The organism is Streptomyces olindensis (assembly GCF_040645895.1).
Lineage (GTDB): Bacteria > Actinomycetota > Actinomycetes > Streptomycetales > Streptomycetaceae > Streptomyces > Streptomyces olindensis.
Genome location: NZ_JBEYZD010000004.1, coordinates 90,159 through 116,158, shown reverse-complemented (window position 1 = coordinate 116,158; position 26,000 = coordinate 90,159). Strand labels below are relative to the sequence as shown.

Sequence of the window (26,000 nt, the reverse complement as noted above, 5' to 3'; positions counted from 1 at the left end):
TGCGTGCGGCTGATGGAGGCTCTGGGGAGACTGTGAGTAACGTCTCCTGTACGCAGTAGGTTCGACCACGCGCGCGTACGGTGCCCGCGCGCGTTCTGGGCCGATGCGAGGGGGAGAAGAACGTGCGTCCCGGAGACGAGTTCGCCGGCCGCTATGTCCTCGAGGAGGTCATCGGCGCAGGGCGGGGCGGTGAGGTGTGGCGGGCCCACGACACGGTGGTGGGGCAGGACGTCGCGCTGAAGCGCGAGCGGGTCGAGGGCGAGCGGGAGACCGCCGTCCGGCGGCTGCTGGGCGAGCCGCGCGCCCTGGCCAAGTTTCGGGACCATCCCCATGTCGTGACGCTGTTCGATGTCCTGACCGTGCCGCCGGAGGAGGACGGAGAGGGAGACGGGCGCGGGGGCGCCGGCGAGGCGTACTGGTTCGTCATGGAGTACGTGCCCGGCGGCGGTCTCGACCGGCAACCGCCCATGAGCCCCGGGCGGGTGGCCCGGATCGGTGCCCAACTCGCCGACGCGCTCGCCGCGTTGCACCGGGCGGGCATCGTCCACTGCGACGTCAAGCCCGCCAACGTCGGCCTCACCGGGCGCGGCGGCGCGAAGCTGCTGGACTTCGGGGCCGCCTACCGGGTCGGCGGCACCGAGACCATCACGGCCAACGGCCCCTACAGCTTCACCCCGGACTACGCGGCCCCCGAGCTGGCCCGGGGGAACGTGCCCCGGCCCGCCTCGGACGTGTTCTGCCTGGCCGCCACGCTGCACGCCCTGGTCACCGGCTCCCCGCCGCGCGGCGACGACGGGGAGGGCACCGGTGAGGACACCGCCCGGCTGACGCACTGGAAGGCCGAGCAGGGCGTCGTCGAGATGGACGCGGAGGCCGTGGGGCCGCTGTACCCCGTGCTCGCCGCGATGCTGCGGCGCGACCCGGCGCAACGCCCCGACGCGGCCGAGGCCGGGCGGCTCCTGACGGCCGTGGCCGAATCCGGGACGCCGGCGCCGGACGGGCGGCCCGCCGCTCCCGGCGGCGGGCGGCGGCTCCGCCGGGCCTGGTTCACCGCGGCCCTCGGCGTCTGCGCCGCACTGGCGCTGGGCCTCGCCGTCCTGCCCGGCGGCGACGGCGGTGACGGCACCGGGGCCGGCACCCGTGACTCCGCCGGACGGCAGCTGCCGGAGAACCCCGGGAAGGGCGGTACGCGGTCCCTGATCGGTGATCCGCGCACCGCCGACGTGTGCGCCCTGACCGACCCGGCCGCGCTCGACCGGTTCGGCAGGAGCGAGGTCGACGTGGACTACGGCAACTTCGACCGCTGCGACGTGCTCGTCCACACCGACGACAGCACCCGGATCGACGTGTCCCTGCAACTGCGCCGGGGCGCGCCGCCCGAGGCGTCCGAGCCCGTCACGACCATCGGGGGCATCGCCGTCCGGGAGCAGCCGGCCGAGCCGGACGAGTGCGGGCTGCTGCTCTCCCGCGACGCGGGCGACGACCAGGGCGGTGACGCCGGTGACGGCATGTACGTCGGGGTCCGCGTCGACGTGGGGCACGGCGAGGTCGCGGGCGGTGCCGCCGCGCTGTGCGCCGTCGCCGACACGGCCGCCCGCAGCGCGGCCGGGGTGCTGAACCGCGGTCCGCTCCCCCGCCGTTCCCCGGCCTACCCGGCCGCCTCGCTGGCCTGGGCGGACGCCTGCGCGCTGCTCGACGCCCGGGCGCTGTCCGTCGTCCCCGGCATCAAGGCGGACGTACCGGAGGCGGGGGTCGCGAACTGGGAGTGCGAGTGGTTCAGCGACGTCGACGACCTGGAGGCGGACATCGCCTTCTTCCGTGACGAGCCCAAGTCGGCTCGGGACGGCCGCACGGTCGAGCTGAGCGGCTACCACGCCGTCGTCGAGCCGGAGGGCAACGGCGCGGGCACCTGCACGGTGTTCGTCGCCTACCGCGAGTACGGCGGACGGGACGCCGAGACGGCCGTGGAGATGCTGCGGCTGTACGTCGGCGGGCAGCGGCCGATGGGGCAGCTCTGCTCGATGGCCACCGACCTGGCCGCCTCCGCCGCCGCCGGGCTGCGCGCCCGCTGACGCCATCGCGGCGGTCGTTCCGGGAGGGGTCCCGGGAAGGTCGGCCCATGCTGGCCCGTACGTCCTGCGGCCCTCGCGCCGGACCCGCGCCGTGCCGATTTCGCCCCCGCATCGAGGAGACCAGCGATGTCCTTCTCCGCCAGCCTCGCGCGCGGTGTCGCGCCCACCACGCCCGGGACCCTGCACGCCCGCACGGTCACCGCCGACCTGTGCGCCCCGCCCCGCACGGGACTGACCGTCCGCTTCGGCCGGGGCGAGCGGCCGGAGGTCGACCTGGAGGTCGGCGTGGACGATCTGCGGGTGAGCCGCCGGCACGGGGAGCTGACGTACCGTCAGGGCCAGTGGTGGCTGCGCAACACCGGGCGGCAGCTGGTGCGGCTGCCGCGCGGCCGGATGATGCACACCAGCACCGAGCCGATCCCCCTCACCACCGGCTACACGCCGCTGTTCGTAAGGGGCTCCGGCTACCGCGAGCACCTGATCGAGCTGTACGTGGCCGACCACGACGACCAGGGGCCGGTCTCGCGCCGCCGGGCCGAGACCCTGCGCCCGGAGACCTGGGCACTCGACGACGACGAACGGCTGCTGCTGGTCGTCCTCGGCCAGCGGTACCTGCTGTACGAGGAGGACCCGCGGCCCCTGACGTACTCCATGGCCGCCCGGCAGCTCGTCCATCTGCGCCCGGACGGCAACTGGACGGACCGCAGGATCGAGCACCGCATCGAGGCGGTCCGCAAGCGCCTGCACGGCACCGGCTTCCGGTACCCGCTGCTCCACGACCCGTCCGAGGAGCGGCGGCCCTCCGACAACCGCCTGCTGCACAACCTCCTCAAGGGGCTGGTGGAGTCGACGACGCTGGTGCCGCCGGACCTGAACCTGATGGACGAGGCACCCGCGGGACAGCCGTAGCCCTGAGCGGTGACGCGCCGCGCGCCCGTACGCGGTCGTGGTCCCGTCCCGTCTAACGCGGGGTCAGCACCACCGTGACCGTGCGGTTGCGGGCGGGGTCGTCCGGGTAGGGGGCGTCGCGCTGGTCGGCGCTGTCGGTGGTGAACGCCGTGAGGGGCTCGCCTGCGGCGGCGCTCAGCTCGCGGGCGGCGACGAGGGCCCGCCACAGCGCGACGACGGAGCCGCCGCTGCGGGGGGCGCCGGGGACGACGGCCGCGTGCCCGTGCACCGTGATGGCCGCGTGCCGCCCGGTCAGCCGTTCCCCGAGCACGGCCAGCCGCTGCGCTCCGGCCGGGGTCAGCCGCGTGCCCTCGGAGAACAGCCCTTCGGTGAAGGCGACTTCGACGGAGTCCGCACGGGTGGTGACGCGCAGGCCCGGGGCGCGCAGGTCACGGGCGAGCGTGGCGAGTGCGGTGGAGCGCCGGGCCTGTGCCGGGTCCTGGTGCCGCCCGGGGGCCGGGGTGGCGCTCGTGCCGGGGGTTTCCCGGCCGGCCGCGCGGTCGGTGTCCGTCCTGGCGGGCCGGGGTCCGTCCAGGGTCGTGGCCACGCCGATGACGGCGGTGGTCACCACGCACAGCGCGGCCAGGGCCGTGCGGGTGCGGTGGCGGCCGAGCGCCGCCGCCGGGCCCGTGCGGCCCAGCCGGGCGAGCCCGGCCCCGGCCTCCGGGTCCTCGGGCCGCAGGGCCAGGACCCGCCGCCAGCACTCGGCCGCCTCGGCCGTCTCCCCGCGCTGGGCGTGCAGGCGGGCCCGCAGGTCGAGCACGTCCGGGTGCCCGCCGAGGTTCTCGTGGTCCCGCAGCAGCTCCAGGGCCCCGCCCGGATCGCCGGACCGCGCGCGCTCCCGTCCCCGCGACACGAGCAGGAGAGCGTCGAGTTCGTCCAGGGGCCGGGCGGAGCCCGGGCCGGGCGCGCCGCGTGATGCACGGGACGGCGGCCCTTCGGCACCCTCCCCCTCCGCGCCCGGCCCCTCCGCACCCGGCGCGTCGTGCGGCGGCGTGCCGCCGGCCCGTGCGTCCCTGTCCGTCACGCGCATGTCGCCTCCCCTCCGGCCGGGGCCTCTCACCGGCTCTCCTGCACTCCGCCGATCCGCCGCTCCTCGGAGACCCCCGGCGGGAGCAGGCGGCGCAGGCGCTGGTTGACGGCGGACAGGGCCGTGCGGTCGCCCGCGGCGACGGCCCGGCGGCCGTCGGCGATGGCGGCGTCCGCCTGGGCGCGGGAGGTCATCTCGTCGCGCAGCTCGGCCAGGGAGTGGAAGACGAGGAAGTCCCACTGGTCGCTGCGGCGGAGCAGGTCGACCTGGAAGTCGCGCACCCGGTCGGCGAGGCGGCGCAGACCGGCCGGGCTGCCGTCCTCCCCCGCGCTGGTCGCGCGGGTGCGCAGGCTCTCCAGTTCGCGGCGCTCGGCCGGGCCTCCGCCGACCTGCTCGATGAGGTCCTCGCAGTTGTTGAGGAGGTCCCACAGCTCGTGCTGGAGGCCGGGGATGTCGATGGCCTCCTCGACGTCGTCGAGCTGGGCCTGAAGGTCGCGGATGCGCCGGTCGCTGGTGCCGGCCGCGCCCGTGTCGACGGCCGCCGCGTCGACCTCCTTGCGCAGGTGGGTGAGCGCCTTCTGGTCGGACAGTTCGTCGAGCCGGGACAGGGCCTGCTCGGAGTGGACGTCCTCCGCCCGTTCGCGCAGCGCGTGCGCGCGCTGCTCCAGGTCGTGCAGCCGGTCGGCGAGTTCGTCGTGCGTGGGTGCCACCAGCTGGGAGCGGTCGATGGTCGCCTCGAACTGCGCGTCGGCGACGGGGATGTCGGCGGTGACGGTGACTTCCCGGTTGGTGGCGTTGATCTCGAAGGTCACCTCGACGGGCGTCTGCGCCGGCAGGTCGAAGCGGACGTCCCGGGGCCGGATCTCCAGCAGGCCGACCCGGGTGTTGCGGTCGGCGCGGCGCCGTTCGCCCTCCAGCAGCGGGATGCGGATGACGGCGTCGGGCTGGGAGCGGCGCAGCGGGATGGACGTCTCGAAGGTCCTGGTGATCGAGATCGGCAGGGCGGTGCCCTTGCGCAGCATCGGCGCGAAGGAGCCGTCGGCCTTGCCGATGCCGAGGGTGCTGGTGAGCACGGCGTCGCCGGGCAGGACCTGGGCGTGGCTGATCGACAGGGTGTCCGGGGCGAGCGTCTGCCGGGTGCCGGAGTGGTCGGAGAGTTCCACGATGAAGTGGGACCGGGTGCCGGAGTCGATGGTCACCTCGGTGTAGAAGGCGCCGTCGGGGGTGAGGGTGGTGCGCGGTCCGCGGAAGGGCGGGCGGCCTTCGGGGTTGGTCAGGGTGACGGTGTAGCGGGTCCAGTCGGGGACGGCGGTGCCGCCGGTGACCCGGCCCGAGACGGGGATGCCGGTGGTCTCCAGCGACTGGGGTTCGTAGTGGAGTTCCACGGTGAACTCGCCCGGTGCCGCCGTGCGGGGCCTGCTCGGCGTGCGGACCGTGCGGGCGAAGACGGCCGCGCCGCGCGCGACCACGGTGGTGGGGTCCTGGGTGTGGTCGAGCTGGATGCCCAGGCCCTCGACGGGGTCGGCCAGCAGCTCGCGCAGCCCCGGGGCGAGGGTCGCGCCGCCGACGAGCAGCAGCCGGTCGATGTGGTCGGGCCGCAGGGAGCTGTCGGTGAGCGCGTCCCGGCACAGCTTGATCGCGCGGGCGTAGAAGGGCTGCGCGAGGTCGTCGAGGGCGCCCCGGGTGAGGGTGTACTCGAAGGGCGCCGTACCGCCGTCGCCGTCGGCGAGGTCGAGGACGATGTCGTGGGAGCCGCGCCGGGACAGCTCGATCTTGGCGTCCTCGGCGGCCAGTTTGAGCTTGGCGAAGTTGGCCCGCCACCGGTGGTTGCGCCGGGCGAAGTCGGGCAGCCGGAGGTCGTGCCGGACGGCGGGGGCGAGGAGTTCCTCGACGATCGCCCAGTCGATGAGCTTGCCGCCCAGGTGCGGGTCGCCGGCGTGCTGGAGCAGTTGCAGCTCGCCGTCGCGCTTGCTCATCACGGCCGCGTCGAAGGTGCCGCCGCCCAGGTCGAACACCATCCAGTGGGTGGACTCGGAGGCGTCCTGCACGCCGTACGCGAAGGCCGCCGCGGTCGGTTCCTGGACCAGCGGGCAGTGCTCGCCGAGTCCGGCGAGGGCCGCGGCGGCGGAGGTGGCGCTGTTCTGGTGCAGCGCGAAGGAGGCGGGCACGGTGATCACCGCCGCCTCCGGCGGGCCGCCGGTGTCGTGGGCGGCGTCCTGGCGCAGGGACTTGAGGACCTCGGCGGAGAGCTGCTCGGGGGTGAGGGCCGTCCCGGCGCGGGCGAAGCGCCGCAGGGAGCCCGCCATGCCCATCTCCAGCTTGAACTCGGCGTGGGCGTCGTCGGGCTGGGTGTCGGTGCGCTCGCGGGCGCGGCGGCCCACGTGGATCACGTCCGGCTTGGGCATCCACACGGCGGACGGGGTGTAGTCCCAGCCGTCGTTGTTCTTGATGACGCGCACGCCGTCGTCGTCCGCCACGGCGATGGCGCTGTTGGTGGTGCCGAGGTCGATGCCGAAGTCGATGGTCTCGCGCATTGGGGTCGTCTCCTTGGTCGTTCAGGTGCCGGGTGCGGGCCGGCCGACGACGACCTGCCCCATCTGGATCCGCTCGCCGCGGTGGTAGACGCTGGGCCGGAGGGTCTCCAGCACCACCTCGCGGGTCAGGCCCGGTTCGTCCTGGAAGGCGAGGACTTCGAGGGACTGGCCCGGGTCGAAGGGCTCCCCGTCGTGCTCCTGGATCTCCAGGCCGACGTCGGCGAGGGCCTGCCGGGCGGCCTGGAGGTAGCGGCGTATCTGCCTCAGGTCGGCGGCCGACAGGTCGCCGCCGCGCCTGTCGAGCTTGCGCTGGGCGCGCCAGAGGCCGGTGGCGGCGGCGAGCAGCGTGCCGGCGTCGGCCCCTGGCGCACGGTCCTGGCCGGGCTCCTCGGCCGTGGCGGTCCGGACGTCGTGGAGGACGGCCGTGACCCGGTCGGCCTGGCCGGTGTCCAGGAACGGCGGCGGGACGCGGAACTCGGGCGGGTGCCGCAACTGGCCGAGCGCGGCGCGCATCCGGCCGGTCCGGTGTCCCCGGCGGGAGTGGAGGCTCATGGTCTTCTCCGTCCGTTGCGTACGCCGCTCGCCAGCCACGCCAGGAACCGCACGATGTAGCCGACGACGGCGAGGACGGCGACCGAGACGAAGAGCACGGGAAGGAAGCCGTAGTTCTCGATCAGGGCGGAGAGCGAGCCTCCGATGAAGGCGAGCACCAGGAGGAATCCGAACCAGGGGAACCGCTTCCTGGCCCGGGCGGGGTGCCTGCCGGTGCCCGTGACGTGGTCGTAGATCGTCTCCCAGTTCTCCTTCAGTCCCTCGGAGTCGCGGTCCGGGCCGATCTCGTAGGCCTTCTCGGCGAGCCAGACCATCTCCTCGCGCCGGGAGGCGCTCGGCGGGCGGTACACGGAGACGCCGAGGAGCTCCACCGCGAGGTTGTTCAGCCCGACGGCGACGACGTGGGCGATCTCGTCGTACCGCCAGTCGGAGACGAAGGGCCGGAGCGGGGCCAGGTCCTCGAAGCCGGGGACGACCCGGTCGCGCAGGAGCAGGAACGCCTCGCGGTAGTGGGCGGCCTCGCGTTCCCGCTCGGCGGTCAGCAGGTCGGCGTGGATCTTCTCGTAGGCGTCCTGGACCGCCTGTTCGAACAGCTCGGAGAACAGTCCCTCGAAGGGCGGGAATCCGGTCCAGGCCGAGCAGACCGGTGCCAGCCGGGCCGCGGTGGCCGGGTCGGTGAAGAGCTGCGGGAAGGGGGACGCGAGCAGCTTCGGGAGTCCGGCCAGGAGGCCGGTGGCGGCGTCCTCGTCGAGCCGGGGGTCGCCGAGCGTCCGGATGCGGTGCCGCACGTGCTGCCGGAGCGCTCCCTCCGCCAGCAGGTGGCCCCAGGCGGACGCCGCGTTCTCCCACAGGGAGGCCCGCTGGTCGACGGGCAGTTCCAGGTCCCCGGTCTCCGCCCGCAGCGCCCGGGCGTGCAACAGCACGGCGGCGTCGTGCAGTTCGTGCAGATGGGGGTCGCAGCCGCAGCCGGAGTCCGGGGCACCCCACAGCCACAGCACCTCGTCGACCATGCGCCGGCGCGGGTCCTGGAGGCCCTCGAAGGCGGCGCGCACCTCGTCCTTGCCGTAGCCGCCGGCCGGGGCCACGTCCCGGGCTCCGGGCCAGCGGTCCTCGACGGCCAGCCGCGCCTCCAGTTTCTGCCGCTGCCGCCGCACGGCCGGGCCGCTCGCCCGGGTGGGCAGGCCGGTGACGGCGAAGACGTTCCTGCGGTACAGCTGTGTGCCCGCCAGTTCCTCGAAGCGGTCGAAGTCCCGCACCGGCGTGGTCACATGATCACCCCCCGGCGCCACGTCGTGAGCCGTGTCAGATGCCTCTCCCGCAGCCGCGGATGGCGGCTGATGGTCTCCTCCAGCAGGTCGGCGGCCTCGCCGAGCTTCCCGGGCACCCGGGACAGCTCGGTGGCCTCCCGCACCAGCGCGTCGGCGGATCCGGCCGGTTCGGACGTGTCCGCCGGGCCGGGGCCGGGCGACGGTTGCAGGCCGGTGGCACGGTCGGCGACCGCACGGGCCGTGGCGGGCCGCTCGGCCGGGTCGATCCGCAGCATGTCGGTGACCAGCCGGTCGAGTTCGGGTCCCACGTCGTCGTTGAAGGCGCGGGGCGGCTGGAGCGGCCGGGTGAACCGCTCCAGGGAGAAGGACTGCACCGGGTCGCCGCCGTCGTACGGGAAGTGCCCGGTGAGCAGGAAGTAGACGATGGTGCCGAGGGCCCAGACGTCCCCGGGGCAGCCGTAGCCCTTGCCGCGGCGCAGCACCTCGGGCGGCATGTAGGCGACCGTGCCCTGGGCGCTGGCCGCCATGGTGCCGGGGTCGGTCTCCTTGGCGAGGCCGAAGTCGCTCACCTTCACGCGCAGTCCGGTCTCGTCGTAGCCGACGAGCACGTTGGCGAGGGACAGGTCGCGGTGGACGATCGGGTGCGGGCGTTCATGGGCGACGGCGAGTCCCTCGGCGGCCTGCCGGAGCACGGCGGTCACCTCGCCGACGGGCACCACGCCCGCGTGGGAGTCCATCAGCCGCTCCAGGCTGCCGCCCGCCACGTACTCCATGGTGATGTAGCCGCGCACGCCCTCGGAGGTCTGCACGGTGCCGGCGTCGAAGACCCGGATGATGTTGGGGTGTCCCAGGGTGGACAGGATCCGCGCCTCGTCGAGCATGCGGGACGTCGCCTCCAGCGAGGCCACGTGCTTGAACAGCTTCAGCGCCTGCCAGCCGAGGATGTGGTGCCGTACCCGGTACACCTCGGCGAAGGCGCCCTCGCCCAGCCGACGGTCCACGACGAGGGCCGAGTTGACCCGCTGCCCCTGCCGGAGCAGGGCGCCGCCCACGCCCGTCGCCGAGTCCCGGGTGCCGTCGAGCACGTTTGCACGCACCTCCCCCACTGGTCGGACCGCCCGCGGCGACGCCGTCCAGCGCGGCCGGCCGCGCCCTGCCGCGGCGCGGGCCGCCATGCTAGGAAGGCCCCGCCGGGACCGGTCCCGACGCGGAGCGCGTGCTCCCTCGGTCGAGAGGGCGTCACAACCGGCTAAACACCGCGGAGTTGCCGGGGTTGTCCCCGTCGACGGATGCCGCCGTCTCGCGCCCGGCGCGCGCCGCGGGTCCGGCCCGTGATCCGCTTCACACCCGCGCGAGGGCAGGCCTGGGCCTTACAGGGCGTAAAGCGACCGAAGAATGGATATGGGTCATACGGCGAAACGCGGGGAGTGTCCGACGTGCCCGGATGGGCGGCGGACACGTCGGGCACAGGGGAAGGAGCGCGCATGGACGACCGGCCCTTGTACCTCGAACCGCGGCTGGAGCCACGGCTGAGGTCGCTCGTGGCGGCGCACGGCACGCTGCACTCGCTCACCGACGCGCTCGGCTCACCCCTGCACGTCGTGGTGCCGGACCAACTCGCCGAGAACCTGGAGCGGTTCCGGTCCGTGTACCGCGCGCACCATCTGCCGGGGCAGGTCTTCTACGCCCACAAGGCCAACCGGTCCAGCGCGCTGCTGCGCCGGCTCGCCGCCACGGACGCGGGCGTGGACGTCGCGTCGCTGGGCGAGTTGCAGCACGCGCTGGGGGCCGGTCTCACCGCCGACCGGATCATGGCCACGGGGCCGAAGAACCCCGAGTTCCTGTGGCTCGCGGCCCGTACGGGCGTCACGGTCGGCGTGGACTCCGTCGGCGAGCTGGACCAGCTCGCCGCGCTCGTGCGCAAGCACGCGCTCGCTCCGGTGCGGGTGCTGCTGCGGCTGTCGGGGTTCGAGACGTCGGGGGTGAAGGTGCTGAGCCGGCGCAGCCGGTTCGGCACGCCCGTACGGGAGTTGGACGGGCTGCTGGAGGCGGTCGAGCGGCACGGCGACGTGGTCGAGCCGGTCGGGGCGGCCTTCCACCTGGACACGACGAGCGTCGCGGAGAAGGCGACCGCCCTCGAAGGGTGCCTGGCGGCTCTGGAGGCGTGCCGGAGCCGGGGTCTGCGGCCCCGGGCGGTGGACGTGGGCGGCGGGTTCGGCGTCAGCTACCTGGCCGAGCGGGAGCAGTGGGAGGCGTACACGAGCGGGCTCACCGCCGCCGTGCTCGGCCGGCGCCCGCCGCTGACCTGGGGCGGCCACGGCTACGGGCTGCGCAACGAGTCCGGCACCCTGCGCGGCAGCCTGGGCCTCTACCCCGCCCACCGGTCCGTCGCGGGCGCCGCCTACCTGGACGAACTGCTGGCCCAGCCCGCCCCCTCGCTGGGCGGCCGTCCGCTGGCCGCGCTGCTGCTGGAGCACCTGTACGACCTGTACACCGAGCCGGGGCGGGCCCTGCTGGACCAGTGCGGGCTGACGCTGGCGAAGGTGCTGGAGGTCCGCACCCAGGGGCCCGGTGAGGAACTGCTCGTCCGGCTGGCGGCGAAGGCGGACGACATCGCCCTGGAGGACCACGGCGTGCTGGTGGACCCGGTCGTCGTCCCCGCCGGGGGAGCCGGGTCCGGCGAGGGCCCCGTCGCCGTCCACCTCTTCGGCGGCCTGTGCCTGGAGACCGACCTGATCACGCGGCGCACGGTGTTCCTGCCGCGCCGCCCGGCCCCCGGCGACCTGCTGGCCTTCGCCAACACCGCCGGCTACGCCATGGACTTCCACGCCACCCGCGCCCAGCACCAGCCGGCCGCCCGCAAGGTCGCCGCCTGGCAGGACGGCGAGGAGTGGCGCTGGTGCCTGGACGACCAGTTCTGGCCGATCACGCCCTCGAGGGGAGCCCAGTGAGGTACGACAGCATCACCGAGGCGATAGGCAACACCCCTCTGGTGCGGATAGACCCAGCGGTGCACGGCCTGCGCAACATCGATCTGTACGCCAAGCTCGAAATGCTCAACCCCTTCGGCTCGGTCAAGGACCGCGCCGCGTGGAACATGGCCCGTCCCCTGCTGGCCGAGGCGGTCGAACGGGGCAGCCAGGTGGTGGAGTTGTCCAGCGGCAACACCGCGAAGGCCCTGGCCGTCGTCGCGGGCATGCACGGCCTGGGCTTCAAGAGCGTCACCAACCGGATGCGGGTCCCGGAGATCAAGGACCTCCTGCTGCTGCTCGGCGCGGAGATCGAGGAGCTCCCGGGCCAGAGCGAGTGCCTGGACCCGACCGCGACGGACGACCCGCTGACCCTCTTCCACCGGACGCTGTCCGCCTCCGGCAGCGCCTATCTGCACACCGACCAGTACTTCAACCCGCGCAACACCGAGGCCCATCTCACCGGCACCGGCCCGGAGATCGTCAAGGACCTGGACGGCCGGGTCCCGGACTGGTTCGTGGCGTGCGTGGGCACGGCCGGCTCCTCCACGGGCGTGGCCCGCGCGCTGCGGGAGGAGGACCCCTCGGTACGGGTGGTCGGGCTGGTCGCGGCCAAGTCCGACTTCATCCCCGGGATCCGGACCATCGACGAGGTGCAGGAGGTCGGCCTGTTCGACCCGGGGACGTACGACACGATGGAATCGGTCGGTGCCGACGAGGCGATCGAGGGCATGCTGACCCTGAACCGCCGCTGCGGCATCCTCGGCGGACCCACCGGAGGGGCCGCCTACTTCGGGGCCGTCCGTCATCTGCGGCCGCTGGACGAGGAGTTGACCGAGCGGCGGACGGCGGTGTTCATCGTCTGCGACCGCGTCGAGAGCTATCTGAGCTACGTCCGGCAGCGGCGGCCCGACCTGCTGGGCCGGCCGCCCCGGAAGAACTCGCCGGCCGACCTCTCCGAGGCGGAGATAGGCCGGGCCCCGTCGGTCACGGTGGCCGAGGCCCGGCGATGGATCGACACCGAGCAGCCGCTCGTGGTCGACCTGCGCAGCCCGTACGCGTACGCGGCGCTGCACATCGACGGGTCGGTCAACATCGTCGACGAGCTGTTCGCCGAACTCCTCCAGGGCGGCGTGCCGTTCAGCCGGAGCCGGCCGGTGCTGCTGGCGTGCCCGGTGGGCGAGCAGTCCGCCCGGTACGCCGCGCTGCTCACGCGGATGGGCCACCCGGACGTGCGCAGCCTCGCCGGCGGCATCATCGCCTGGCGGGACGCGGGCGCGCCCCTGGTGCGGGACTGACCGCCATGACCGCCGCACCCGACACCGTCGACGACCTGTACCCGTGGCAGCGGGAGCTGCGCGCCCAGTTCCCCATCGTCACCGGGCATCCCGAGCTGGCCTACCTGGACAGCGCGGCCACGGCACAGAAGCCGCAGGCCGTCCTGGACGCCGTGCAGGCGTACCTCACGACGTCCAACGCCAACGCCTCGCGCGGCACCTACACCTGGGCCAACCGGACCACGGAGCTGGTGGAGCGGACCCGGGAGCGCGTCGCGCGGTTCCTCGGGGACACCGCACCGGACCGCTCCGCCGTGCACTTCACCAGCGGCACCACCGAGGGGCTGCGCACGATCGCCCGCGACTGGCTGCCGGACTTCCTGCGGGACGGCGACGAGATCGTCGTGCCGGACGCCGACCACCAGGCCAACATCACACCCTGGCTGGAGGCGCAGCAGCTGCTGGCCCGGCAGGGCGTGCACGTGCGGGTCGTGCCGATGCCGTACCAGAGCGGTTCCGGGGACTACGACCACCGGGCGCTGGCCGAACGGGCCGGGCCGCGCACGCGGTTCGTCGCCACCACCCATGTGCACCACGTCTACGGCGGCGACATGAACGTGGGGCGGATCCGCCGAGCCGTGGGCCCGGACGCGGTGATCTGTCTGGACGCGGCCCAGAGCGTCGGTCATCTGCCGGTGTCCGTGGCCGAGTCGGACGTCGACTTCGTGGTCTTCTCCGGGCACAAGGCGCTGGCCCTGCCGGGGTCCGGGGCGGTGTGGGCCCGGCAGGAGCGGGGTCCCGCGTTCGTGCCCGGCGGGTGGAGCGGCACCCCGAACACCGTGGGCATCGCCTCCCTGGAGGCGGCCCTGGACTGGCTGGACGCCGCGGGGGTCGAGCGCATCGAGCGCTGGACGGTCGCCCTCGCCTCGCGGCTCACCGACGGACTGCGCCGGCTGGACGCCTACGAGGTCCTCGGCTGCCCGCTCAGCCTGGCCGCCGACTCGACCGTGCAGCGGCGCCAGGGCATCGTGACGCTGCGGCACCGCGCCATCGACTCGGGCGATCTGGGCTTCATCCTGTTCAGCCACGGTTTCATGGTCCGCTCCGACCACCACTGCCAGGGCGACGCGGGCGAGAAGACCGGTTCGGTGCGGGTGAGTCTGCACGTGTACAACACCGTTGAGGAGATCGACCGGCTGCTGTCCGTTCTCGCGTCACTCGGGTGACTCCCCCCACTAGGCGTAATGAGAACCGTTTCCACCTGTAGGCTCGGACCGGCAAGGGTTCAGGTGCGAGACGGCGAGGTGGCGCGACCGGATGGGGCTGAGTCTGGCGACGGCGGAGCGATGGGTGGAGCGCTGGGAGCTCCAGCAGCAGCGGTACGCCGTCGACCGCGAGGAGCGGTTCACGGTGATCGCCGATGTCGTCGAACACGTCACGGCGGGGCGTACGGCCCGGCCGCTCGTCGTCGATCTGGGCTGCGGGCCCGGCTCGCTCGCGGCCCGGCTGGTCCGGCGGCTGCCGGAGGCGGAGATCGTGGCCGTGGACCGGGATCCCCTCCTGCTGGAGCTGGGCCGGACCCACCACCCGGACGCGGCCCGTTACGTCGACACGGAGATCGGCGCACCGGGCTGGACCGGGACACTGGGCCTGGACCGGCCGCTGGACGCGGCCGTCTCCACGACGGCCCTGCACTACCTCGACCGCGACACCCTGTCGCGCACCTACCGGCAGCTCGCCGCGCTGCTGCGGCCCGGCGGCGTCCTCGTCAACGGCGATCATCTCCCGCAGGACGAGACGGGCCCGGCCGCGATCGCCGCCCACGTCGGGCAGTGCCGGGCCGCCAGGCAGCGGGCGTTCGCGCACGAGGACTGGGGGTCCTGGTGGGCCGCCGTCGCCGACGACCCGGAACTGGCCGACCTCCTCGCCGAGCGCCGTGACCGCGAGGCCTCCCCCGACACCGGCAGCCCCGCCGAACTCCCCCTCCCCGCCCACCTGGACCTGCTCCGGCAGGCGGGCTTCCGCACGGCGGGCCCGGTGTGGCAGTACGGCGACAGCTGCGTCGTCGTGGCGGTCCGCTAGCGCGGCGTTCACCCGTGCGCCCCGGCCGGATGGCGGGGCAGCACGGACCCCCGGACAATACATGCAGGAATCGCTATATGTTAATGTCGCCATGCACTCCCCGGCCGAAGGGCCGCGGGACGTCACGAGCACACGCAAGGAGCCCCCATGACCACCGCCGAGCACCTCACCCACCAGGACCACGCGCACGCCCACGGCGACGACTGCGGCCACGTCGCGTTCACCCACGGCGACCACACCGACTACGCCCACGACGGCCACCTCCACCGCATGCACGAGGACCACGTCGACGAGTGCGCGAACGGCGGCCACACGGTGCACCAGAACCACGACCACCAGCACGGCGACGACTGCGGCCACCTGGCCGTGCGGCACGGCGACCACACGGACTACGTCCACGACGGCCACCGCCACGCCGCCCACGAGGGACACTGGGACGACCACTGACGGGTTCGCCGCACCACGGCGAACCGATTTGGAAATCGTTGTCATATGCTAATGTGTGCATATGACAACGACGCCCTCTCCCCCGACGGACGACCCGGACCGGACGCTGCAGGCGGCCAGTGAGCTGCTGCGTGCCCTGGCCTCGCCCGTACGGCTGGGCATCGTCCGCGAGTTGTCCGCCGGGGGAAAGTACGTCCATGAACTGGTGACGGCCCTGGGCGTGAGCCAGCCCCTCGTCTCCCAGCACCTGAGGGTGCTGCGCACCTCCCGGATCGTCACCGCGCGGCGTCAGGCCCGCGAGACGCGGTACACCCTCACCGACGACCACGTGGCGCACATCGTGCTGGACGCCATCCGGCACGCCCAGGAGTAGCCCGTCTCAGGCCAGGTCGTCCCAGTGGACCACGCGCTCGCACCAGCGCCGGAGCAGCGTGCGGTCGTGGCCGACGGCCAGCAGGGCGGCGCCGGTCGCGGCACGGTAGTCCTCGACGGCCGCCACCAGAGCCGCGGCCGTCGAGGCGTCGAGCATGGCGGTCATCTCGTCGCACACCAGCAGGCGGGGGCGCAGCACCAGGGCGCGGGCCAGGCAGGCGCGTTGCAGCTGGCCGTCGCTGACCTCGTGCGGCCGCCTGGTCAGCAGGTCCGGGGTGAGGCCGACGGCGGGGGCCAACTCCGCGACGCGGTCCGGGACGTCCTTGCCGCGGCCGGTGGCGCGCAAGGGCTCGGCGATCAGGTCGCCGAGCGGCAGCCGGGGGTCCGCCGAGAGCCTGGCCTGCTGGAAGACGACCCCGAAGGCGGTGCGCAGGTCGCGCGGGGCGCGGTGGCGCCAGTGCCGTACGGGTTCGCCGTCGAGGAGCAGGGTGCCGGAGTCGGGCCGGTGCAGCAGCGCGGCGACACGGGCCAGGGTGGACTTGCCGCAGCCGCTCGGACCGAGCAGGCCGACGGACTCGCCCGCTGCCACGGTCAGGGAGACGCCCCGGACGACCGGGGCGTCTTTGGTGTATCCGGCGGTGATGGAGCGCAGTTCAAGCACGGACGTCCTCCGGCACGTGCGGGTGGTGGCAGGCGACCGTGCCGGGCGGCGGCTGGGTGGCGCAGGCGTCGGTGACCCGGTCGCAGCGTGCGGCGAAGGCGCAGCCGTCGGGGAGGTCGCCGAGTTCGGGCGGCATGCCGGGGATGGGGGTGAAGGCGCGGCCGGGGAGGGCCTGGAGCAGGCCGCGGCTGTAGGGGTGGCGGGGGCCGGGCTCGCCGAAGAAGGCGGCGGCGTCGGCGAGTTCGACGATCCGGCCCGCGTACATCACCGCGACCCGGTCGGCGATGCGCTCGGCGGCGGCCAGGTCGTGGGTGATCATCAGCAGGGCCCGCCCGCCGGGGTGCGCCGTGCCCGGTTCGTCGACGTGCCGCCGGAGTTCGTCGACCGTACGGTCCACCAGGTCGCGGTCGAGTCCGGTGGTCGGCTCGTCGGCGAGCAGCAGGGGCGCGTCGCCGACCAGGGCGAGGGCGGTGGCGGCGCGCTGGGCGAGGCCCCCGGACAGCTCGTGGGGATGGCGGTCGAGGTGGTCCGCGGGGAACGCGGCCCGTGCGGCGGCCGCCTCGGCAGCGGCGCGCAGGGCGGCGCGTGACCGGGTGGTCGTCAGTGCGGCGACGGTCTCCTCCAGTTGGGAGCGGACGGTGCGCACGGGCGTGAGGTGGGCGGCCGGGCTCTGCGGCACGAGTCCGACGAGCCGGCCCCGCACGGTGCGGGCCAGGGTCCGCTCGTCGGCGGCGAGCAGGTCCAGGTCGCCGAGCAGGGCCGAGCCGGCGGTCTGCGCGTTGCCGGGGAGCAGCCCCAGCAGGGCGGAGGCCAGCACGGACTTGCCGCAGCCGCTCTCCCCGATCAGGGCCAGGCACTCCCCGGCCGCCACGTCGAACCGGGCGCCGGTCACGGCTGCGACGCGCCGCCCGCCGGGCATGAGGAAGCGCACGGACAGGCCGCGCACGGACAGCACGGGGGGCAGGTGGTCCATGCCCGCGCTCACAGCATCAGCTCCGATCGGTGACGGGGGTTGATCCGCTCCCGCCAGGCACCGGCGAGACCGGCGAGGGCGAGGGTGGGGACGATGAGGAACAGTCCCGGGAAGAGCGTCGGCCACCACTGGCCGGCGAGCAGCGAGCCGCGGGCGCTCTGGATCAGGGTGCCGAGACTCGCGGTGTGCGTGGGCAGCCCGAGACCGAGGAAGGACAGCGCCGACTCGTGCCACATGGCGTGCGGCACCATCAGGACGGCCGCGAGGGCGGCTTGGGGAAGCACGGCGGGCAGCAGGTGCCGTACGGCCACCCGCCACCGGGACGCCCCGCCGGACACGGCCGCGTCGACGTGGGGCCGCGCCCGCAGCGACAGCACCTCGGCGCGGACGATCCGCGCGGTGGACAGCCAGTGGGTGAGCGCCACGGAGATCACCACGGGCCACACCCCGGGCCGGAACATCGCGACGATGAAGATGCCGAGCAGCAGGTGCGGCACGGACGAGAACGTGTCGACCACCCGCATCAGCGCCCGGTCGGCCCAGCCGCCCAGGGCGCCCGCCGCGGCGCCGACGGCCGTGCCGACCACGGTCGCCGTCAGCGCCGCGGCCACCCCGACGAGCAGTGAGACGCGCAGTCCGTAGACACAGCGCAGCAGCAGGTCGCGGCCGACGTCGTCGGTGCCGAAGGGGTGCGCCCAGGAGGGCGGTTCCAGCTTGGCCGCGAGGTCGACGGCCTGCTGGTCGAGCTGGACGAGCGGCGGTACGAGCAGCACGGCCAGCACGGTCGCGGCCACCAGTACGGCGGAGGTGCGCACCCGCAGGGCGCGGGTGGAGCGGCGCCGGGGCCCGTGCGACCGCCACGCGCTCTCGGCCGGGGCGCCGGCGGGCGCCGGTGCGTCACATGTCACTGAGCTTCACCCTCGGGTCGAACAGTCCGTAGAGCAGGTCGGCGAGCAGGTTGCCGGCGAGGACGGCGGCGGTGGCCAGCGTCGTCAGGGCGGCGAGCAGCGGGAAGTCGACGGCGGTGGCCGACTCGACGGTGGCCGCGGCGATGCCCGGCCAGCTGAAGACGCTCTCCACCAGCAGCGCCCCGGTGATGAGTTCGGGCACGCGGGAGCCGATGAGCGTGAGCACCGGCAGCAGTCCGGAGCGCAGGGCGTGCCCGAGCAGGACGGTGCGTTCGCTCAGGCCGCGCGCCCGGGCCCCGCGTACGGGGTCCTCGGCCAGGGCGTCGCCCACGCCCTGGCGCACGTACAGCGTGAACCACGGCAGCTGGGACACCGCGAGGACCCCGGCGGGCAGCACGAGGTGGCTCGTGACCTGCCCGAACGTGACGTGTTCGCTGCCGGTGTCGGTGAGGCCGCCGGCCGGCAGGACGTCCCACCGGAGGGCGAACAGCCAGACGGCGAGCAGCGCGATCCAGAAGACCGGGGCGGCCTCCAGGGTGTAGGCGAGGGAGGTGACGGCCCGGTCGACGGCCGATCCGGGGCGGCGGGCGGCGAGCACGCCGAGGAGCGTGCCCAGCAGCACGGCGACGGCGAAGGCGACCGCGCAGAGCAGCGCGGACCACACGAGCCGTTCGCCGATCACCTGGGCGACCGGCTGCCGCATGACGCTGGAGTGGCCGAGGTCGCCGGTGAGCGCGGAGGTCAGCCAGTCCCACCAGCGGACGGCGAACGGCCGGTCCACGCCGAGGTTCCCGCGCAGCCGGTCCAGGGTCTCCTGGTCGGCGCCGAGCGCGGCGGTGCCGGCGTAGGCCTTGACGGGGTCGAAGGGGGAGGCGGCGGCGATGGCGAAGACGCCGAAGGTGACGACGAGCAGGACGGGGACGGCGAACAGGGCCCGCCGCCCCGCCAGCCGGGCCATCGCTCCCCAGGGCGGACGGGTCACTTCTTCGGCTGCCAGTCCTCGATGTTCCACCAGGGGCCGCTGGCGAAGCCGTGCTCGTGCGGCTCCAGCTGGGTGGTCAGGCCGTCCCAGCGGTCGGCCAGCACGTAGAGGTGGTCGATGTGGGTGAGGAAGGTGTAGCCGGGGTCCCGCACCAGGGCGCGCTGCACCCTGTCGTAGGCGGCCTTGCGGGCGGCCGGGTCCTGGGTGCGGCGGCCGTCGTCGAGGGCGCGGTCGACGGCCGGGTTGTCGTAGCGGGCCATGTTGTTGAAGCCGTCGCCGGCGAGGGAGGAGTGCAGCAGGGTGTAGAGGCCGAAGTCGGGGTCGCCGGTGCTGCCGAAGCCGGCGAGGACGGCGGTGTCCTTCATGCGCGGCTCGATGACCTCCCAGGTGGCGCTCTCCACCTTCACCTCGATGCCGGCCTTCTTGGCGTCGGAGGCGTAGGCGAGGGCGTGGTCCTGGCGGACCTTGTCGCCGGAGGGGTAGAGGAGGGCGAAGGAGGCGCGCTGTCCGTCCTTGGCGCGGATGCCGTCCTTGCCGGGCTTCCAGCCGGCCTCGTCCAGGATCCTGCCGGCCTTGGCGAGGTCCTTGCCGCGTTCGATGCCCTTCGTGAAGGCCGGGTCGTCGACGGGCAGCGGCCCGTAGGCCGGGCGGCCCGCGCCGTCGAGGATCTTGTCGACCATGGCCTCGCGGTCCACGGCGGCGTCCAGTGCCCGGCGGATGGCGCGGTCGCCGGTGACCTGGTGCGCGGTGGGGAGGGTGACGGCCCGGAAGTCGTAGGAGCGGGCCTCGTGGGTGCGCTTGCCGTCGTCGCCCTTGAAGGTGGCGGCGAGGTTGGGCGGCAGGACCGCGCCGTCGAGGTCGCCGGAGCGCAGCCGGGTCGCGCGGACGTCGTCGTCGGCGATGACCGCCATGGTGAAGGCCTTCACCTTCGGCTCGCCGCCCCAGTACCGGGGGTTGGCCTTGAAGGTGAGCTTCTCACCCTTGCTCCAGCCGCTGAGGACGTACGGCCCGGTGCCGACCGGCTTCGTGTTGAAGGAGCCGGTGTTGGGGTCCTGCTCGCCCGCGACGTGCTCGGGGACGATGGGCAGGACCGTGCGGGCGGCGAAGGGGGCGTAGGGGTACTTGAGGGTGAAGACGACCTTGCCGGCACCGCTCGCCCGGACCTCCTTCACGGCGTCCAGCTCGCTCTTGAAGGTGTTGTTGGTCTTGGGGTCGAGGGCGGTCCGGTACGTGTAGACGACGTCGTCGGCCGTGAGGGGCTCGCCGTCGCTGAACTCGACGCCGTCGCGCAGGGTGTAGGTGTAGGTGCGGCCGCCGTCGGTGATCTCGGGCAGCGCGGCCGCCAGCGCCGGCTTCAGCTTCAGGTCGGCGTCGCGGGCGAGCAGCCCGTCGAAGATCTTGGAGTTGCCGTCCTTGCCGTAGCCGAGCAGCGGGCTGAGGGTGTCGGGCTCGGAGGCCACCCCGATCACGACCGAGGCGGCGGACTTGGCGTCGCCCGACCCGCCGCTGCCGGGAGCGGAGCAGGCGGTGACCGCCGCGGCCAGCGCCGCCGTGGCGGCGGCCCCTCGTATCCGACGGGTCGACATGTGACCTCACACCCTTGTTGCTCTAGTCAGGTTGTTGCATAGACCTCGCAATTAAACAGTCAAAGAGGCGGGTCGCGCACCATCGCGCTGTGGAAAGCCCAGGTCGTCGAGTCCGGCCGGGACCGGCGGGCGGCCTGATTCCGGCCGCCCGCCGGTCTGTTCACGGCCCTGGCTCAGCTCTGCACCAGGGTGATCTCCTGCCCCGAGGTGGCGTGGAAGCTGGGCAGCGGCAGGCCGCTGAAGGTGCGCAGCTCCATGAGGGTGGCCTCGACGTGGGCGGAGCCGGGCGTGAGCGCGCCGGGCATGGGACGGCCCGTGTTCACCCAGCGGTGCACCGCGCCGTCGCACACGGCACGGGTGCCGCCGATGCCGTAGCGGGTGGTGGAGACGCCCTGGCTCACGGAGGAGCTGACGAAGACGGGGCCGCTGGAGCCGACGCAGCGGTAGGTGCCGGACAGGGTGACGGTGCCGTCGGCGGCGATCCGGCCCACCGCGTCGACCGTCACGGACTCGGACGGGGCGAGGACGGACGCGCCGGCCGGCGTCGCACCGGCGCCGGTCAGCAGGAGCAGCGCGGCACCGGCCGCCGCGCCGAGGAGGGGACGTACACGCATGAGGGGAACCTCCCGGAAGGAGTGGAATGGCGGTTCCCACTCGTACCGGCCCTCCGGGCCGCCGCCCGTGATCCTCACCCCTTCGGTGGCGAGTCAGCCGCCCTCCTGGGCCCTGCCGTCCCCTCTGCCGGTGTGGGAACCCAGCGGCACTGCTCCGGCTCCCGCAGGCACGGCAGGTGGCCCTTGCCCCGGATCACGTTCTGGCTGACGGACTCGTCGAGGTAGGCCAGGAAGCCGGCGGCGAGGGAGCCGGCGGGGGCGGGGCCGTGGGTGTAGGCGTACTCGATGTCCTTGTACGGGTAGTGACCGGCGCCCAGGTCGATCTGCCGCTCGTCGGGCCAGTCCCCGGCCAGGGGGACCACGCGCACCTTGCCGCCCCGCTCCTTGGCGAGGCCGACCTCGCTGTAGCCGATGGCGCCGGGCTGCTCCTCCACCTTGTTCAGCACGGCCCTGGTCGAGCCGAGTTCGCAGCGGGTGACGGTGTCCGCGGCCCGGACGGGCGGTGTGCAGTCCAGGGACGTGCTCGGCGCCTTCTCCCACCCCTTGAGCACCCGGTCCTGGAAGATCTGCCGCGTCCCGGACTCGTCCCCCCGGCTGACCAGGACGATCGGCAGGTCGGCGATTTCCTTCTGCCCGGGAACGACCTGGCCCCAGCGCTGGTACCGGCCCGCGTAGATGTCCCGCACCTCCTGGAGGGACAGGCCGTGCGGGCCGAGGTCGACGTCCTTGTGGACGACGAGGGTGAAGAAGGACAGCGCGACCTCCTTCCCCGTCAGGTTCCAGCGCCTGCCCATCGGCCCGTCGGAGAAGGCGATCACGGACCCGGCGGCGTCCGGCGACCGCTCGCCCAGCTCCGCGAGTTCGGCCACGCCGTCCTCGCTGCCCCGCGCCTCGACGGAGATGTCGGCGCCCTGGCACTTGCTCTCGTACTGCCGGGCGAGCGTCCGCGCGACAGGCTCGAAGGCCGTCGATCCGGTGAGGGTCAACGTGCCCTGCTCGCACTCGATCGGGTTGCCGACGCGCAGCACGATGATGCCGGCGAGGGCGAGCACGGCGAGGGCCAGCGCGCCGCTGAGCAGCCGGGCCGGGAGGCTGAACGTCCGCAGCTTCTCGTCCGGTGTGGGGGCGCTGTTGCGGTGGACGCGGCCGTCGCGGAGGCCGCCGATCAGCTTGACCTCGCCTTCGGCCGGACCACCGGAGAGCAGCACCAGCAGCTTGAAGTGGTCGCCCGGGTTGAGGGGGACGCGCGGGATGGTCACCGTGCTGCCGATGTGCTCGAAGCCGTTGGCGTTGGTGAAGTGGCTGTTCAGGTGCTCGATGCCGGAGGGCTGGGTGACCGAGACGGCCTGGACCGTGCGGCCGGTGAACTCGGCGGTCAGGCCGTGGACCTCGGACGAGGTGTAGTCGTTGTCGGCGACGCTCTGCGACCCGTCGTTCTCGATGCGCAGCAGGACGAGCGACGCGTCGGCCATGTTCGGCACGTCGAAGTCGCCGAGGCGGGGATTGGACGACCCGTCGCCTATGGGGCTGTCCATCTGTACGCGGTAGCCGATCAGCTTGCGGCGCGGCACCCTGCGGTCGTACAGGAACATCGCGATGGGCACGAGGAGACCGAGGACGGACGTGCCGATGGCGATGACGTTCTCAAGGCTCAGCCACTCCACTGGTGGTCCCCCGCCACTCCCAGAGCTCAGATGGTGGGGTCACCGTATGTCTGTCCGAACAGCGCGTCACCACAGTGACGCCAGTGTTCGCTCTCCGTTCAACTTCCCTGGGAAGTCGGGTGAACTCGTCGTCGGTGTGCGGGACGGGTCAGGGGGTGGTCGGGGATCGGTCCGGGGTGAACCCCGATGTCCGGGCCGGTGCCCGTCGGCAGGGTGAGGGCATGACCTCGACTCCCCTGTCCCGCAGGGCTTTCACGGGCGCCGCCCTGTGGGGGGCGGCGGCCTCCATCGCGCTGCCGCCCGCTCCGCGCGCCGCCGCCTCGACGGCGTCACTGCCGCCGTTGAACCCCGCCGCCCTGCAAGCGGCGATCGACGACCTGGAGCGCCCGCCGTCGACCGCGGCCCAACTGCACGTCGGAGGCGCCGCCGGCCACTGGCGCGGCACCTCGGGCGTGGCCGACCTCGGCACGCGGCGGCCGGTGACATCCCATGACAAGGTCCGGGTCGGCAGCATCACCAAGGTCTTCGTCGCCACGGTGGTGCTGCAGCTGGTGGCGGAGGGCCGGGTCGGCCTGGACACGCAGGTGCGGCGCGTCCTGCCGGGGCTCCTGCCGGCCCGGTTCGCGACCGTCACCGTGGCGCACCTGCTGAACCACACCAGCGGACTGCCCGACCACGTGGGCATCCCGGAGCCGGAGAGCGCGGAGGAGGTGTTCCGCCACCGCTTCGACCACTGGACGCCGCGGGAGTGGGTGGCCACGGCGACGCACGGGCCGCTGAAGTTCGCCCCGGGCACCCGGCAGGAGTACCGCGGCATCAACTACGTCCTGGCCGCACTGGTCATCGACAGCGTGACCGGCCGTCCGTACGGTGAGGCGGTCCGGGCCCGCGTCCTGCGTCCCTTGGGCCTGACGCGGACCGATGTGCCCGGCGACGACCCGCGCATCCACGGTGGGCACGTACGCGGCTACCTGCGGATGGCCGACGGGTGCCTGCGGGACATCACGGTGCACGACCAGTCCTCCGCCCGCGGCGAGGGCGACATGATCTCCACCGTGAGCGAGGTCGACCGGATGCTCGCGGCGCTGTTCTCCGGCGAGTTGCTCCCGCCCGACCTGCTCCGTCTGATGTTCACCCTGCCGCCGGACGACGTGCGCATGCTGGACGGCTCCCCCGCCCGCTACAGCACCGGCCTGCAGCAGGCCACGGTCAACGGCGTCACGCTCTGGGGCAAGACCGGCGAGACGTACGGTTACAAGAACGCCGCGTTCTCCACGCGTGACCAGCGGCGGCGCTTCGTGCTCGCGTACCACCCGACGACCGCCCGCAACGGCCAGGAGAGCCAGATGATCGCCCGGGTCGCCGACCTCCTCACCGCGAACACGGCAGGCCCGGCGCCCGGGGAATCGCGCTAGGGCAGCACCGCGAACCCGTCCAGTTCCACCAGTGCCTCCTCGTCCCACAGCCGGACGACCTGGACGACCGCCATGGCCGGGTAGTCGCGGCCGGCCAACCTCCGCCACAGTCGGCCCAGTTCGCGCGCCTGCGCCCGGTACGCCTCGACGTCCGTGGCGTAGACGGTGACGCGGGCGAGGTCGGCCGGGGTGCCGCCGGCTGCCGCGAGGGCGGCCAGCAGGTTGGTGAGGGCCTTCTCGAACTGCTCGGGCAGGGTCCGTCCCACCACCTTGCCGTCGGCGTCGAGGGCGGTCTGCCCCGCCAGGAACACCACGCGGGAGCCGGAGGCGACGACGGCGTGGGAGAAGCCCGCCGGCGGGGACAGGTCGGGCGGGTTGACGCGCTCGGTGGTCACCGGGCCTCCTGGTGGGCGTACAACTCCTTGGCGATGATGCCGCGCTGGACCTCGCTGGCACCCTCGTAGATACGCGGGGCGCGCACGTCGCGGTAGAGGTGTTCGAGCAGATGACCGCGCTGCAGCGCGCGGGCGCCGTGCAGTTGGACGGCGGTGTCGACGACGTACTGGGCGGTCTCGGTGGCGAGCAGTTTCGCCATGGCGGAGCGCCGGGGGACGTCCGGGGCGTCCGCGTCGTACGCCGTGGCCGCCGCGTAGACCATCAGGCGGGCCGCCTCCGTGCGCAGGGCCATCTCGGCGACCTGGTGGGAGACGGCCTGGAGGTCTCGCAGCTTGCCGCCGAAGGCGTCGCGGCCGGCGGTGTGGGCGAGGGTCGCGTCGAGGGCCGCCTGGGCCATCCCGACCGCGAAGGCGCCGACGCTGGGCCGGAAGAGGTTGAGCGTCCCCATGGCGACCCGGAAACCGCGGTCCACCTCGCCGAGCACGTCGTCGGCCGTCACCGGTACGGCGTCGAAGTCCAGTGCGCCGATGGGGTGCGGGGAGAGCATGTCGAGACCGGTGCCGGTCAGCCCCGGGCGGTCGGCGGGCACGAGGAACGCGGTGACCCCGCGGGCCCCGGCACCCGGGGTGGTCCGCGCGAAGACGGTGTAGAAGTCGGCCTCCGGGGCGTTGGAGATCCAGCACTTCGATCCGGTGAGCCGCCAGCGGGCGGGACCGCCGGAGGCCGCCGGCCCGGGCGGGCCCTCCCGCTCCGCGCGCAGCCCGAGCGCCGCCGCGTCCGATCCCGCCCCCGGCTCGCTCAGCGCGAAGGCCGCGATCGCGCTGCCCTCGGTCACCCGGGGGAGCCAGCGGGTGCGCTGGGCCTGCGTGCCGTGGGCGTGGAGCGGGTGGGCACCGAGGCCCTGGAGGGCGAGGGCCGTCTCGGCCTCCGTGCAGCCGTACGCGAGGGACTCGCGCATCAGGCACAGGTCGAGCGCGCCCGAGGTGAACAGGCGTGCGAGCAGCCCCCGTCGGCCGAGTTCGGCGACCAGATCCCGGTTCACCCGCCCGGGCTCCCCTTTCTCGGCCAGCGGGCGGAGCCGCTCCGCGGCCAGCGTGCGCAGCTCGGCACACCAGGCGAGTTGTGCCGGTTCCAGTGAGAATGCGGTCATCGCCGGTCCCTCCTGCGCCACCCTGCTCCCCGGCCGGGCCACTCCGAGGCTATCGCGCACAGTTGACTGCCGTCACCAACACGATACGCTCCAGGGGCGA

Annotated in this window: 23 protein-coding genes; 9 read left to right on the top strand and 14 right to left on the bottom strand. The window is 73.8% G+C overall.

Features of this window, described 5'->3' with window-relative positions:
- Positions 1-122 precede the first annotated feature (122 nt).
- On the top strand, positions 123-2,072 hold the full coding sequence (locus ABZ948_RS03605) for a serine/threonine-protein kinase (protein ID WP_359756871.1): 1,950 nt from the start codon (positions 123-125) through the stop codon (positions 2,070-2,072).
- Positions 2,073-2,198: 126 nt separating this feature from the next.
- Positions 2,199-2,981, top strand: coding sequence for an FHA domain-containing protein (locus ABZ948_RS03600; protein ID WP_359756870.1), 783 nt, complete (start codon positions 2,199-2,201; stop codon positions 2,979-2,981).
- Between the two features lie 52 nt (positions 2,982-3,033).
- Here ABZ948_RS03600 and ABZ948_RS03595 read toward each other — a convergent pair whose 3' ends face one another.
- The 5 genes from ABZ948_RS03595 to ABZ948_RS03575 are packed head-to-tail and all read right to left on the bottom strand — an operon-like array spanning position 3,034 to position 9,489.
- A complete protein-coding gene (locus ABZ948_RS03595) occupies positions 3,034-4,053 on the bottom strand; it encodes a tetratricopeptide repeat protein (RefSeq protein ID WP_359756869.1) in 1,020 nt (339 codons plus the stop codon).
- Between the two features lie 26 nt (positions 4,054-4,079).
- The gene (locus tag ABZ948_RS03590) at positions 4,080-6,584 is read right to left on the bottom strand and encodes an Hsp70 family protein (RefSeq protein ID WP_359756867.1); all 2,505 of its coding nucleotides are present in this window, start codon (positions 6,582-6,584) and stop codon (positions 4,080-4,082) included.
- Between the two features lie 21 nt (positions 6,585-6,605).
- Positions 6,606-7,136: a nucleotide exchange factor GrpE gene (locus tag ABZ948_RS03585; RefSeq protein WP_359756865.1), complete on the bottom strand. Its 531-nt coding sequence runs from the start codon at positions 7,134-7,136 to the stop codon at positions 6,606-6,608.
- Positions 7,133-8,404 carry a hypothetical protein gene (locus ABZ948_RS03580; protein WP_359756863.1) on the bottom strand — a complete coding sequence of 424 codons (1,272 nt, stop codon included), beginning with the start codon at positions 8,402-8,404 and terminating at the stop codon, positions 7,133-7,135. The genes ABZ948_RS03585 and ABZ948_RS03580 overlap by 4 nt, the downstream gene beginning before the upstream one ends.
- Positions 8,401-9,489, bottom strand: coding sequence for a serine/threonine-protein kinase (locus ABZ948_RS03575; protein WP_359756861.1), 1,089 nt, complete (start codon positions 9,487-9,489; stop codon positions 8,401-8,403). Before ABZ948_RS03575 ends, ABZ948_RS03580 begins: the two co-directional genes overlap by 4 nt.
- Positions 9,490-9,888: 399 nt before the next feature.
- Between ABZ948_RS03575 and ABZ948_RS03570 the strand changes: the two genes are divergently transcribed.
- The 6 genes from ABZ948_RS03570 (at position 9,889) to ABZ948_RS03545 (ending at position 15,552) form a co-directional block, all read left to right on the top strand.
- Positions 9,889-11,355, top strand: a complete 1,467-nt coding sequence (locus ABZ948_RS03570) for a Y4yA family PLP-dependent enzyme (RefSeq protein WP_359756859.1) — start codon at positions 9,889-9,891, stop codon at positions 11,353-11,355.
- A complete protein-coding gene (locus ABZ948_RS03565; RefSeq protein WP_359756858.1) occupies positions 11,352-12,671 on the top strand; it encodes a pyridoxal-phosphate dependent enzyme in 1,320 nt (439 codons plus the stop codon). Before ABZ948_RS03570 ends, ABZ948_RS03565 begins: the two co-directional genes overlap by 4 nt.
- Positions 12,672-12,676: 5 nt before the next feature.
- Positions 12,677-13,876 (top strand): aminotransferase class V-fold PLP-dependent enzyme, encoded by a 1,200-nt coding sequence (locus ABZ948_RS03560; RefSeq protein ID WP_359756856.1) that lies wholly within the window; start codon positions 12,677-12,679, stop codon positions 13,874-13,876.
- A gap of 91 nt (positions 13,877-13,967) precedes the next feature.
- A complete protein-coding gene (locus ABZ948_RS03555) occupies positions 13,968-14,732 on the top strand; it encodes a class I SAM-dependent methyltransferase (protein WP_359756854.1) in 765 nt (254 codons plus the stop codon).
- Between the two features lie 147 nt (positions 14,733-14,879).
- Positions 14,880-15,179 (top strand): hypothetical protein, encoded by a 300-nt coding sequence (locus ABZ948_RS03550; RefSeq protein WP_359756852.1) that lies wholly within the window; start codon positions 14,880-14,882, stop codon positions 15,177-15,179.
- A 61-nt stretch (positions 15,180-15,240) separates the two neighbouring features.
- Complete coding sequence (locus ABZ948_RS03545; protein ID WP_359756851.1) at positions 15,241-15,552, top strand: ArsR/SmtB family transcription factor; 312 nt, start codon at positions 15,241-15,243, stop codon at positions 15,550-15,552.
- 6 nt (positions 15,553-15,558) lie between these two features.
- Here the strand turns inward: ABZ948_RS03545 and ABZ948_RS03540 are convergent, their stop codons facing one another.
- The 7 genes from ABZ948_RS03540 to ABZ948_RS03510 all read right to left on the bottom strand — a co-directional run bounded on the left by ABZ948_RS03540 (position 15,559) and on the right by ABZ948_RS03510 (position 22,939).
- On the bottom strand, positions 15,559-16,212 hold the full coding sequence (locus tag ABZ948_RS03540) for an ABC transporter ATP-binding protein (RefSeq protein ID WP_359756849.1): 654 nt from the start codon (positions 16,210-16,212) through the stop codon (positions 15,559-15,561).
- Entirely contained in the window at positions 16,205-17,185 is a 981-nt protein-coding gene (locus ABZ948_RS03535) for an ABC transporter ATP-binding protein (protein WP_359756848.1), read from the bottom strand. The genes ABZ948_RS03540 and ABZ948_RS03535 overlap by 8 nt, the downstream gene beginning before the upstream one ends.
- A gap of 8 nt (positions 17,186-17,193) precedes the next feature.
- Positions 17,194-18,093, bottom strand: a complete 900-nt coding sequence (locus ABZ948_RS03530; protein WP_359756846.1) for an ABC transporter permease — start codon at positions 18,091-18,093, stop codon at positions 17,194-17,196.
- Positions 18,083-19,051 (bottom strand): ABC transporter permease, encoded by a 969-nt coding sequence (locus ABZ948_RS03525; RefSeq protein ID WP_359756998.1) that lies wholly within the window; start codon positions 19,049-19,051, stop codon positions 18,083-18,085. Before ABZ948_RS03525 ends, ABZ948_RS03530 begins: the two co-directional genes overlap by 11 nt.
- A 20-nt stretch (positions 19,052-19,071) precedes the next feature.
- A complete protein-coding gene (locus ABZ948_RS03520) occupies positions 19,072-20,661 on the bottom strand; it encodes an ABC transporter substrate-binding protein (RefSeq protein ID WP_359756844.1) in 1,590 nt (529 codons plus the stop codon).
- A gap of 173 nt (positions 20,662-20,834) precedes the next feature.
- Positions 20,835-21,275 (bottom strand): DUF6299 family protein, encoded by a 441-nt coding sequence (locus ABZ948_RS03515; RefSeq protein WP_359756842.1) that lies wholly within the window; start codon positions 21,273-21,275, stop codon positions 20,835-20,837.
- 74 nt (positions 21,276-21,349) lie between these two features.
- Positions 21,350-22,939 (bottom strand): PstS family phosphate ABC transporter substrate-binding protein, encoded by a 1,590-nt coding sequence (locus tag ABZ948_RS03510; protein ID WP_359756840.1) that lies wholly within the window; start codon positions 22,937-22,939, stop codon positions 21,350-21,352.
- 221 nt (positions 22,940-23,160) lie between these two features.
- On the opposite strand from ABZ948_RS03510, the gene ABZ948_RS03505 reads away from it, so the two are divergent.
- Positions 23,161-24,354, top strand: coding sequence for a serine hydrolase domain-containing protein (locus tag ABZ948_RS03505; RefSeq protein WP_359756839.1), 1,194 nt, complete (start codon positions 23,161-23,163; stop codon positions 24,352-24,354).
- On the opposite strand, the gene ABZ948_RS03500 is transcribed toward ABZ948_RS03505, so the two are convergent.
- Positions 24,351-24,749, bottom strand: coding sequence for a RidA family protein (locus ABZ948_RS03500; protein ID WP_359756837.1), 399 nt, complete (start codon positions 24,747-24,749; stop codon positions 24,351-24,353). The genes ABZ948_RS03505 and ABZ948_RS03500 overlap by 4 nt on opposite strands.
- The gene (locus ABZ948_RS03495) at positions 24,746-25,900 is read right to left on the bottom strand and encodes an acyl-CoA dehydrogenase family protein (RefSeq protein WP_359756835.1); all 1,155 of its coding nucleotides are present in this window, start codon (positions 25,898-25,900) and stop codon (positions 24,746-24,748) included. Before ABZ948_RS03495 ends, ABZ948_RS03500 begins: the two co-directional genes overlap by 4 nt.
- Between the last annotated feature and the right edge of the window lie 100 nt (positions 25,901-26,000).